The following is a 12,557-nucleotide window of genomic DNA, read 5'->3' on the forward strand; positions in this document are numbered from 1 at the left end:
AAGATTCCCTGGACTCGCTAGCCGCAAATCAGGGTTTTAAATCATTCTCTGCGATTTGCACTATATTCAGTTCAATCTTCCGAGCAATCACATCAAGGTTTAATCCGTTATCGCACACTTTAAAAGGATCCTCTAACTCTTCAGAGAGAATTTCCAAACCTAATAAAACATAAACGATCATGAGCATCATGGGAATGATCAAAATCCCGAAGGTCTGGACCCATCCAAAAGGGAACATTAACGAATAAAACAACAATGCCTGTTTCACAAAAAAGGCAAAAGCAGGAGGAACCCGGGTGTTTGCTATACGTTCACATCCTCCGGACATATCAATTAAAGCAGCTAAATGGTTTTCCAACTGAGTACATTGTTCCGCTCTGTCGCGAGTGCCATTGCGTAACGAGTTGATGATTCGATACATGGGCTGGGTTACCAAAAGAACAGGTTGTTGCGATTTATACTCCGTAATACCTAACTCGCTCAACTCATCCTTTAATAATTTGGTATCGTTGCGCAAATTGGCCTTGATGATGAGAGGCAATTTCTTTAACAAAAGGTAAAAATCAGGATGCTGACTCAATCCAAAAAAAGTATCAAATTTTAATCCCAGGTTTCGACTGTTGTTGACAATAGATCCCCAAAGCGTACGTCCCTCCCACCATCGTCCATAACTGCTGTTGACTCTAAAGCTGATAATGATGGTTAAAATAAAACTGAAAATTAAATGAAATTGCCCCAGATCATAGCCCGAAGCATTTTTAAACCATATACCGATCACTATGGCATAAGCCGTCAAAACCAGCATGATGGGCATCAGTTTTTTAAATACTTTTTCTTTATAAAATAAAAATAAATGCGGCACCCAAGCTAAAAGAATATGGGATTTTTTAGTCATAGACTCTCCAGACGATTTCAAGAGACACTCACCAGAACTTTATTATCTGGGTAATATAATGAATAATCAATTAGTTAGCATGAGAAACAAGCACCCGAAAATACATTCAGGTGCCTGAGATTAATAATTCAACGGCTCTAATCATTTTGGTGGCACATTTTAAATTGTGCCGCGATTTTATCTTCCAGTTTTTTCATCATATTCTGAAGTTCGGTTTTTTGATCGGCGCTAAGAACAGAATATATCTGCATTTTGGTCATAATTTTCGTTTTAATCATGGAACCAATCAGTTTTGCTTTTTTATCAATCAACTCATCAAGGGCAGATTGATCGAATTTGGTGGCATTAATTTGTTGTTCGATTTGCGCATCCAAAACACTCATTTGAGTACCAAAATCCTTCATTGATGCCTGTTGTTGATCTAACATAGGTTTAATTTTAGCCTTTTGCTCATCATCCAGTTTCAACGATTGCAACATGGATTTTAAACCTTCCCCACACCCCCATGAATCCGAAAAGGAGGATTGACTCAAAACCATAGAGCAAACAAGTGCGGCCATCCATAGAAATTTTTTATACATGATGTATTCCCTAATTATGATTGAAACTCGTACTGATTATAGACGCTTTTAAAAAAATATGACTGATCAGTTAAATTCAGGTACATCGTTTAATTGCGGCATATCTTTTATTGCTCGATCAGGCTGTATACTCTGCCGCGCTGGTCTGAATAAAGTACCCAAATACCCCATAATGCCTCGACGAGAAGAAATTTGCGGTTCCTCAACTTCTTCGCTTTCATGCACTTCAGGAGCTGGATACAATTGATCCTGCACCATTCTGAATCCCGAGAAAATACTCTTAAGTACAATAGGTAGAATCGATAACATAAGAAGCATGGTCGTCAAATTGGTAGACTCTCCAGCCAGAACATAGTTAGCCAGTGACTGAACAACAGCAATCATCATGACTATCCCCATGGATTGAGAAATAAAATGAGAGGCACTTATATTTTGGTTGTCCATTGGTAAATCAGCGCTTTGATTAATTTCGTAGAAAGCAATCCACAACCACATCAAATCAAAGGCAACACTGAACCAATGCTGCTGATACATTTCTTTCACACCAGTCACTCCAACAGCATGAGCTAATTCAAAACTCATTTTTCCACTTTTAAGTGCCAAAGCCAGACTGGGTTTTTCCTGCGAATTAGCCAGAGGAGTAAATTGCTGCGTAAACAAACTAGCTGGAAGATGAATATCAAATAACTCATAAAAGGATTGTTTCGATCCAAAAAGATGACGCAGTTGTTCATCGCTTATATTGGATAAGGAGTCAACACCAGGTGCAAAGGTATTGTCATCAGAATAATGAGCAATGACTACATCTGAGTTTTTCATCATCATAACGTCGTTAGTACCATCCCCATTGGCCACGACAAAAAACTGATTATCCTTAAGGAATTGAGCTAATATACCTTTTCCTTCTGTACTCATTTCAGCAAAAATAATAACCGGCCGCATCGCTTTCTCCCTGGTTAACAATTGCTTGAAGTGGGAAAGAACAACAGGATTGATGCCAGAATAGATAATCGTGGAATCAGCAGGAATAGCTTCTTCATCCAGAGCGTCAAGATCCAAATGCGCCACACTATCCGCACGAATTGACCGAATTTTTTTCGCAAAGGAAGGACATAAAACTCGGGCTATATTTTCCGCAGCCTTGGTCGTATCACCCGTTGCCACAAAAACAGGAACCTGAATGTCCCGGCATTGTCCGATAAATCGTTCTGCTCCTTTTTTTACCGGGTTATCAATAATGAAGGTCACATAATGCCGCATGTTTTTTATTATTTCAGGATGATTCAGAATAAACGCTTCAATTTCCTTTTTATTATCCTCATCAAATAACTGCTTTAAACACATCAACTCCTGCTCTGAAACAGGCGTTCGGGCGATACACCAGTCTCGGGATAACACTCCCGTTCTACTTTGCATTGCTGAATAATGCTGCAATAAGGTACTGTTATTAAATGCATCTTGCTTTGGCACACCACAAAATACCAAATAATGGGCTTTACCTTCATCAACCAAAGTAAAACGCCCACCGAAAGTACGATATAAACCAAGATGAAAGGTTTCAATTTCCTTCTCTCTGCCCTCAACAGTAATGATTTTCTTAAAATGATTATTGCCTAGAATGGTGACCTGCAAACACTGCTCATTGTGTACTAATGACTTGAATAATTGCAAAATTGCATGTTCTTCTGGTTCCAATTCTTTTTTGTTATTGGTAAACGCACTGGCGAACACTTCAAATGATTCCCGTTGTAAGCCTTCTTCTGGAAGTAGCGGCTCCTTTTTTTCACTTAATAACTGCTGAACATTTTCAGGCATCCCCATAGTCCACAGACCCAGAATGTCCATTTTAGTCGTAGTCAACGTTCCGGTTTTATCAGAAATAATCGCTACACCATTAGGAAATCGATCATGATAATAACCTCCGAGAGCATTACATAAATCCACTATTCTGAGCGCATCAATCGTTTCAAAAGGTTTATCGCCCATGTTTTTATTCAATTTTTTCATTAATCGACTGTTTACTGCATCACGTAAGAATGCCTCAGAAAAAGGAATCATGGTTTGAAATAAAGTAAACATTAAACGCAAGGATTCAGCGGGCAGAGTAGTGATGTCTCTGTGTAAAAACCCAGCCATAACGATGGATGCCAGAATTGAATGTAAAACACTTCTTTGTTTGCGTTCAGCGATGATTAGATTAATAACTGATTTTTTCTCATAACCACCGCTTAGCAATAACTCCTTCTCCGGTTTAATCTGTATGAACATATTATCATTCCCATACAGATTCAATTTATCACCAACCAATACACCGGCCTGCTTTCCATCATGAATGGCATGTAAATCAACTTTACTGAATTTACTGGTAAAATCAGGTTTGGATAAATGCTCTATCCAGACGTCTTCCCCGTTCTGAGCTCTCAGATTGACACTGAATTTTCTTTGCTCCGGAATTTCTAAAAAATGCCCTTCCTGGTTTCTTTGTAATGCAATAAGTTCTCCAGATAAAGGCACTGAGGACAAATCAACACGCTCATCACAGTAAACCAAATCGCCTGTTCTCAAACGAAATCTTGGTATTTCAACAAATGCAGCTCCCTGAGCAGTAAATCGAAGTACCTTGTGGACAGTATTATTGTAGTCATAATCCTGTTTGAGTTTTTTTTGCTGATCAAGCAATTTTCGAATCGTTGCAGGAGTTAAGTCGGCTAATAAAGCAGGAAGATTTCTGAACTTCTGAACAATACGCTCCGCATTCAGAATATTGTGTGAAATTAATCCTAACTGAAACAAACGAGAACTGGATATCAATTCAGAAACCAGAAAATGATTTATCTGAAAATAAAGATTGGACAATGGGGTTAACCCGCTGCTTATCACTGCAGTATCAGATCGCTGTGCCCCTTGACCGTATTGGTACCTGACCAATACCTCCTGCAGCTTTTGGGTCAAAAAAGCAATACTGCTTGGTACGACCAGAGCGCTGGTACCTAAACTGGCAACAAAGGCATAGCCCTCTGATAAAGAATCACCTATCATCATTCGGGTGCCGCTGAAAATCGAGCTGTACAGATAGGTAATTGCTACCACTTCACTAGCGACAGCAGCAGAAAGTCCTGCCGTGGTTTTAAATTCAGTTTCCGTAATACGTTGCATCGCGCAATAACCTAAGACTGCCGCACCAAAAAAGAATTTGTAAATAAAATCATATTCAGGAACACCGGTTTGAAATTCACTGACTCCTCCCATGACGTATTCACCGATGACTAGAGCAGCTCCTGATGAAATTACAGGCCATATGTATGTTTTGAAACTGGTGAAATCCATTGAATCTAATGAAAAAGTCAGTGCCAGAGTTTTGTAAAGCTCTGATGCCCGGGTCGTAATAAAATTGCCTATCCCTTGAACGGTGCTTCTCAGATAATACGTTCTATCAGCCTCAGCATTCAGAATAAAGCGACTCGCAAGTGCACGACTGTGCGTAGCATTAGGTGGTGATGCTCTTTTTGGCCTTTTCTCGATCAGTTTGTCATGATACATATCTTTAGTCCTTTATTTGATCGCCAATCTATTTATTTGGTATTTAGCTTCTTTCAAGCTCAGATTGATTAATAACTTATTCTGTGTACAAGGTTCAAGATGTATTGCAAAATAATCATATAATTTCTAATTCATGCATTAGCCAACACAACGCTCTTTACTTTTCCCTGAGTGAGGAATACGATTTTTACACACGACCCCACACTTTAGGTCAATGATGTGACAAAAAAAGGAACTCTATGATAGTCTTTTTATTTGGTTTACCCGGAGTAGGGAAAACCTACATTGGTCAACTCATGGAACAAGAGTCTGGAGCATGTTATTGGGATGGCGACGAGGCTTTAACTGACGAAATGAAACGGGCAGTCCGCGAGGAACAACCCTTCACACGTGAAATGACAGCCCAACTAAGCACAACAATCGCTAATAAAATAAAAGAACTCAAGAAAAACAACCCATTAATCATTGTATCTCAGGCCATGCTACGTGAATCCGACAGACAATGGTTTCTTGCTGAATTCGATGATCTGCATTTTATTTATGTCCGCTGCGAACAGAAACAAACCAGTATGCGAATCGCAAAGCGTGATGATTTCGTTACAGTGTCCTATTTTGAAAAGCTGATTCATGCTTTCGAACCCCATCGTAAAGACGCAGAATCCTATCCAACCATTGATAATTATAAAAAGACCGATGAGGAACTCATCACATCCTTCAATCAATTAATAAACATACCAGCTAAGTCTGGATGGCAGCTGGAGTTCTTTGCCGAGGGATTAGATCAAAAAAGGGAATTAATACATCCTGAGGTTTCTGCAGTAAATAAAGCGTAATGACTTAATAAAATAAACCAAACAACTCATAATAGAATAATTCAGGCTGTAAAGAAGCATGAGGATAATGACATGATTTCATTGAGTGATTTCACCCAAATACAGTTTATTAGCGCAATAACACTGGCCATTATTTACAGTTCTTTATTACTCCTTGAATACAAAAAGCCCCTAAGAAAACCAGTCAGACGATTAATGGATCGCTGGATTGTTAACTTTTCCTTCACCATTCTGGTTTATTTTAGTGCCAAAATATTTATTGTCCCAGCAGTGCAATTCACAATCAACCTTACCCTGTCTCATGACTTTGGGTTGTTGTCTTTGTTCCCTTCCAATACCCTGATCCAATTTTTATTAGGATTTATGTTAATGGATTTAACGTTTTATTATTGGCATAGACTCAATCATGAAATCCCCTTGTTATGGAGATTTCATAATGTTCATCATGCCGATCCGGATTTGGATGTAACCACATCCATGCGCTTTCATGTGGTTGAAATTGCCTACTCCAGTGCATTCAGATTAGTTCAGTTAACCTTTATTGGCATCGATCCTCTGACATTCCTATTTTATGAATTTATTTTTCAGGCCAGCACCTATTTTCAACACAGCAATACACGCCTTCCTTTAAGCCTTGAGCAAGTACTGAATAAAGTGATTGTCACGCCAAGAATGCATGGCATCCATCATTCAAACTATATGGATGAAACAAACCGTAATTATGGGGTGGTATTTTCTTTTTGGGATAGACTGCATAAGACTATAAAACTGAATGTGTTTCAGAATTCAATTACCATCGGGGTTCCAGCTTACCTGCAGAAAAAGGACAATAAAATCATTAACTTGTTGCTCATGCCTTTTATTGCTCAACGTTCTTACTGGCGTTTAAATAATAAATCCTATCTAAACCGACCTGCTGAACAGTTAAATAAAAATACGGGGCAGCTATCAGAATGAATTAAAATCCAATCATGGCTACCCAATATCCATTCAAATCGTTGGGCTTCTTAACATCAAAGCAGCCAGCCTACTCTTTGTCGCGCTGATGAAATAAATAATACAATCCAGGTAAGACCAACAAAGTCAGACAAGTCGAAGAGATAATGCCTCCAATGACAACAGTTGCCAGAGGTCTTTGAACTTCGGCTCCCGTCCCAGTCGCTAAAGCCATAGGAACAAAACCCAGGGAAGCCACCAGGGCAGTCATCAATACGGGACGTAATCGGGAGATTGAACCCTGCAGGATTGCCGTCTCCAAACCAAGATGCTTCTGTTCACGTAATTTAGTAATAAACGTTATCATGACCTGACCATTTAAAACCGCCACCCCAGACAAAGCAATAAAACCAACCCCGGCTGAAATAGATAACGGAATACCTCGTAATAACAAGGCAAACACTCCTCCGGTTAGTGCCATTGGAATACCGGAATAAACCAACAAAGCATCCCGTGCACTGCCAAAGCTCATAAAAAGCAAAAAGTAAATGACCAGCAAAGTGACCGGGATTACCAGAGCCAATCGTTGTGATGCTGATTCCATCTGCTCAAACTGACCGCCCCAGACTATCCAATAACCACTTGGTATTTTGACGTTCTGTTCCACACTCAATTGTGCTTCATTAACAAAAGAACTTAAATCCCGATCCCGCACATTAACGCTAACAACCACACGCCGTTTTCCATTTTCACGGCTGATTTGATTGGGACCCTCACTACGTATTAATGCCGCTACTTCGCTAAGCGGAATAAAATGACGCTCTCCATCCTTGGCAAGAGGTAAGGGGATGAGTATTCTGCGCAACACCTGGGGATCCGTTCGTAATTGTTCAGGAAGACGCACCACTAAATCAAATCGCTTGTCCCCTTCAAACAGTTCGCCACCTTTTTTACCACCAATCGCGATGGCAATAGCATCCTGTACGTCAGCAATCTGTAATCCATATCGCGATAACGCATTTCGATTGATTGCCACGGTAAAAAGAGGCAATCCATCCACTTGTTCCACTTTAATATCCGCAGAGCCCGGTATTTTTTTTAATTGCTCGCTAATAGACTCGGCAATCGCCGTTAAAGTGCTCATGTTATCGCCAAAAATCTTTACTGCAACATCACTGCGCACACCGGAAATCAACTCATTAAAACGCATTTGGATGGGTTGGGTAAACTCATAATTATTGCCAGGTATTTCCTTCACGCCCTGTTCAATTTCCTGCACCAGTTGTTGCTTGCTTTTTTTAGGATTAGGCCATTGACTCCGAGGTTTCATAATAATGAAGGTATCTGCAACATTTGGGGGCATAGGATCAGTAGCAATTTCAGCTGTTCCTATTTTAGAGAATACACGCTCTACCTCAGGGAATTGATTGATCTTTTCCTCAACAAGATGTTGCATGGTAATGGCCTGCTCCAATCCGGTCCCCGGAATACGCATGGCATGCATGGCAATATCCCCTTCATCCAGGCTGGGAATAAACTCCCCTCCTAAATGAAAGGTCAGCATCAGACTCACGACCACCAGCATCAGTGCTGAAATCAGTACCTTAACTCGCTCACGGATACAGACAGCTAATATTTGTTCATATCCTTTTGTTAAGTAATGTACCAAAATATTGTCTTTTTCCTGAACCCTGCCCCTGAGAAAAATCGCAATAGCTGCCGGAACAAAAGTAAGGGCAAACACCATGGAGGCCAACAGTGCGATAATCACCGTTTCCGCCATAGGCAAAAACATTTTCCCCTCAACACCAGTCAAGGTAAGAATAGGCAAGTACACTACAGTAATGATAAATACCCCAAAAATACTGGGGCGAATGACTTCAGTGGTCGCCTCAGCAATCACCTGCAGACGTTCTTCCAAATTAAGAACGCGTTGAAGCTCTTGCTGGGCATGACCTAAATGCTTGATGCAATTCTCAACAATGATCACCGCTCCATCAACGATTAAACCAAAATCAAGAGCGCCAAGACTCATTAAATTGGCACTGATCTTATTACTGACCATTCCGCTAATGGTTAATAACATGGATAAAGGAATAACCATCGCCGTAATCAAAGCAGCTCTTATATTACCGAGAAAAAGAAATAAAACGATGCACACCAGCAAAGCACCTTCAAGTAAATTATTTTTTACTGTGTTAATCGTCGCGTTGACCAGTGTTGTGCGATTATAAACAGGCAGGGCCTCGACTCCATCAGGCAAGGAGTTATTAATCAAGGTCAATTGCTTTGCCACACGCTGGGCTACAGTCCTGCTGTTTTCCCCCATCAGCATAAAGACGGTACCAAGAACCACTTCTTTAGCATTTTGTGTTGCAGCACCGGTTCGCAATTCCCTACCCTGTTTTACCTCAGCCACATCAAGTATACGAACGGGTGTGCCTTCGAAACTCTCAATGACTATATTATTAATATCATCCAGATTTTGAACCTGGCCGGGTACTCGAATAAGGTATTGCTCCCCATTTCGCTCAATATACCCTGCACCTATATTGGCATTATTACGCTCCAAAGCAGTTATCAACTCTTTTAAGCCAAGATGATAACGCACCAGTTTTCCTGGATCAGGGGTAATATGAATTTGCTTTGTATATCCACCAACCGTATTGACCTCAGCTACACCGGGAACATTTCTAAGTTGCGGTTTGATGATCCAGTCCTGGATGGTGCGCAGTTCAGTAGAACTGAATTGTTTACTGGCTGGAGTCCCAGGTTTGTTATTCACGGTATACATGAATATTTCACCTAATCCGGTAGAAATAGGACCTAATTTGGTTTCTGCTTCAGGAGGTAACTTGTTTTTAACTTCCTGAAGTCGTTCATTGATCAGCTGGCGGGCAAAATATATATTAGTGCCCTCCTTAAAAACTACCGTGACTTGTGAGAGACCATAACGGGATAAAGAGCGGGTGTAGTCAAGATTCGGGATACCGCTCATGGCAATTTCAATCGGAAAAGTAATCCGCTGTTCCACTTCCAGTGGAGTATACCCTATAGCTTCGGTATTGATTTGAACTTGAACGTTGGTAATATCAGGAACAGCATCAATTGGAAGTTGCTGAAAATTATAAACCCCAAGTCCGGCAATAATCAGAGTAAACAACAAAACCAGCCATCGGTGCTTCAGGGAAAAATGTATGATGCGTTCGAGCATTCTGGCTCCTTAATGATCGTGGACTGCGCCTTCCTTTCCAATTTCCGCCTTGAGGAAGAAACTGTTGTCACTAACATAGTATTGTCCTGGTTCAAGACCTGACTTTATTTCTACCCATTGCTCATCTTCCTCACCGAGAACTACAGGTGTCGCTTCAAAAAAATCACCTTGCTGAACAAAAACCACATCTTTATCCTGCATTCGTTGTAATGCCGTATGAGGCACTGCAACCGAAACTGTTTTTTTCTCAATCGTAATAACCGCATTAACATACATTCCCGGTAACCAGCTACGCTCTGTGTTAGGCAATATGGCTCTAGCCAGTATCGTTTGACTGTCTTCAATGCCTAAAGGAGAAATGTAATTAATAATGCTTTGAGATTGTGGTTTTCCTTCATCGCCGGTAACCAGCACGTTCATTCCTTGTTTGACCAAAGGGGCATCTTTTCGGTAGAGGGTTAGATCTGCCCATACATTGGCCAAATTAGCAATGTCATAAATGGGCTTGTCTCCCTTGGCTAACTCACCTGTAGTAGCATATTTTTGCACGACCGTACCTGAAATTGGGGCAAGAATGGAGTAATTTTGTAAACTCTCATTACTTTCAATGATCACCAATACTTCACCTTTAGTGACTTCATCACCCAGATTTTTGGTAAGCGATTTAATAATACCTGAATAACGAGGATATACAGGTGCCATGGTGTCGCGATTAGGCGTTATTTTGCCAACCACCTTTAATTGTTTTTCCAGGGTGACACTTGCTGCCGGTGCGATTTTAATTTTTGCGGCCTGAAGCAGGGCTGGAACAATTTTGACACGTCCTTCATAACTGGAGTAATTCCAACTGTATTTCTTGCCCTGATAATTTAAAACGACGGTTACATCAAATGAATGAGGCTCCCGAATAGTTTGTTCGCTTTGCAAGAAATCATCAATCGGCTTAAAGGTAACGGTTTCCACTTGATGATTAAAGCGTTTCAGTTGAACTTCCAATTGACTCTGATCTGGAGAAACAAGCACACCATTTTGATAAATATAGGCGCGAAAATGCGGTAACATCGCTTGTTCAAAAAGGCTTAATTCCAATGCAACGGAATCCTGTTCCAATAGACGGCCCCCGTGCTCCCCTTTAACCGTATCCGAAGCCTGATGCCCAGCGTCATCAGCCCAAATGGGACTGCAAACCAGAATCAATAATAGAATGACCCATTTAATCCATTGCATTTTGAATGATGATACGTTCAAGTGTTCTCCTTAATAACTATCAAGGCCTAAAAGGCCGACTATAGTCAATAACGCTTTATGATAATCTGCATGAGCCTGTTGGTAATGGCGCTCTTCATCGAACAAGGCATTCAATGCCGTACTTAGCTCGATATAAGTGTAGCGTCCCATTTGATATCCTTCCTTGGCTACCTGCAGAGATTTACGTGCCAAGGGCAACAGTGAATCAGTCACCAGATTGACTTCAAATAGTCCTTGTTCTGCCCGCAAATAAGCCGTATACACGTTTTGTCTTAATTCAAGTTGGGCTCCCTTCAGATCATGCAGTGCTTGAGTAAATTCTGCTTCCGCAGAATAAATTTTACCCTGATTCCGGTTATGAATGGGTAATTGCGAGGATGCTGAAAAAACCGCGGCATTACTCCCGTCATCTGAAAAATGGCGTCCGCCCAATTGAATATTTAAATCAGGCCATACATCTTTTTTAACGGAGAGAATTGCCGCACGTTTTGCTTTAACAAGAAGTTGTTTCTCAATTAACTGAGGACTTTGCGGCAATTTTTTATCCAGTTGCGGCCATGTCCAATGAGTATGTTGTAATCCTTCATCCGTCAATTTTTTATCCACCCGTAACTCGCTTCCTAAATACCGGGCTAAACGGGCACGTTGCATTAATGCATCACGACCTGCTTTCATTTTTTGAATACGTGCTTCCCCCAAACGAACCTCCGCCAGGCGTAAATCAAGTACGGCCCCTGCACCTGCTTCAACACGTCGCTGAATGGCCGAGACAATATCAGCATTCACCTGAACTAATTTTTTGGTAACTAAATGCCATTGATCCGCATACAAAGCATCAATGTAGGCAATTCCTACTGCGTTAAAAAGTTGAAATTTATTGAGTTTGATGCGTGCCAGTGAAGCCAGGTAATCGGCATAAGTTAATTTTTGCAAGTACTTTAAACGATGTCCCAATGGAATAGGTTGAGTGACGGATAAGGTTGTCTCGGCGGACTCATAACCGGAGTACTGGCCTGATCCACCCATATTTTCAGATGTAAAAGATAATTGAGGATTAGGATACAATTTACTCTGAATAAACCGCCCTTTCATAGCATTGGCATTATCCATCTCGGCCTGTAATTCAGGGTTATTTTGATAAGCAAGAGTTAAGGCTTGTTTAAAAGTCAAAGTCGAACTCGCGTGAATACTCTGAAACATCAGACTGAATAAAAACATCATGACATATAATAAAATGCGCATTCCCTGTCCTATAACCGTAACCCATTAAATCAAATAACAACCTAATTCAGAGTTTGAAACCTTACTTA

General features: G+C 40.7%; 8 protein-coding genes. 2 read left to right on the forward strand and 6 right to left on the reverse strand.

The features are described 5' to 3' along the window. Positions 1-28 precede the first annotated feature (28 nt). From ELY21_RS07610 to ELY21_RS07620, 3 genes are all read right to left on the reverse strand, one after another. Positions 29-895, reverse strand: coding sequence for a bestrophin family ion channel (locus ELY21_RS07610; RefSeq protein WP_127108372.1), 867 nt, complete (start codon positions 893-895; stop codon positions 29-31). Positions 896-1,032: 137 nt separating this feature from the next. Further along, a complete protein-coding gene (locus tag ELY21_RS07615; RefSeq protein WP_028384274.1) occupies positions 1,033-1,476 on the reverse strand; it encodes a Spy/CpxP family protein refolding chaperone in 444 nt (147 codons plus the stop codon). 66 nt (positions 1,477-1,542) lie between these two features. Then, positions 1,543-5,016 (reverse strand): HAD family hydrolase, encoded by a 3,474-nt coding sequence (locus ELY21_RS07620; RefSeq protein ID WP_127108374.1) that lies wholly within the window; start codon positions 5,014-5,016, stop codon positions 1,543-1,545. 239 nt (positions 5,017-5,255) lie between these two features. On the opposite strand from ELY21_RS07620, the gene ELY21_RS07625 reads away from it, so the two are divergent. Then, positions 5,256-5,849, forward strand: coding sequence for an AAA family ATPase (locus tag ELY21_RS07625; protein ID WP_127108376.1), 594 nt, complete (start codon positions 5,256-5,258; stop codon positions 5,847-5,849). Between the two features lie 72 nt (positions 5,850-5,921). Further along, positions 5,922-6,806, forward strand: coding sequence for a sterol desaturase family protein (locus ELY21_RS07630; protein WP_233588685.1), 885 nt, complete (start codon positions 5,922-5,924; stop codon positions 6,804-6,806). Between the two features lie 70 nt (positions 6,807-6,876). Here the strand turns inward: ELY21_RS07630 and ELY21_RS07635 are convergent, their stop codons facing one another. The 3 genes from ELY21_RS07635 to ELY21_RS07645 are packed head-to-tail and all read right to left on the reverse strand — an operon-like array spanning position 6,877 to position 12,489. Beyond that, complete coding sequence (locus tag ELY21_RS07635) at positions 6,877-9,999, reverse strand: efflux RND transporter permease subunit (RefSeq protein WP_127108377.1); 3,123 nt, start codon at positions 9,997-9,999, stop codon at positions 6,877-6,879. A gap of 9 nt (positions 10,000-10,008) precedes the next feature. Then, positions 10,009-11,226 (reverse strand): efflux RND transporter periplasmic adaptor subunit, encoded by a 1,218-nt coding sequence (locus ELY21_RS07640; RefSeq protein WP_127108422.1) that lies wholly within the window; start codon positions 11,224-11,226, stop codon positions 10,009-10,011. A 30-nt stretch (positions 11,227-11,256) separates the two neighbouring features. After that, positions 11,257-12,489 (reverse strand): TolC family protein, encoded by a 1,233-nt coding sequence (locus tag ELY21_RS07645; protein ID WP_127108379.1) that lies wholly within the window; start codon positions 12,487-12,489, stop codon positions 11,257-11,259. Positions 12,490-12,557 lie beyond the last annotated feature (68 nt).

The sequence above is a fragment of the Legionella sp. km535 genome, assembly GCF_003990085.1.
In the GTDB taxonomy this organism is placed as follows: Bacteria; Pseudomonadota; Gammaproteobacteria; order Legionellales; family Legionellaceae; genus Legionella; species Legionella moravica.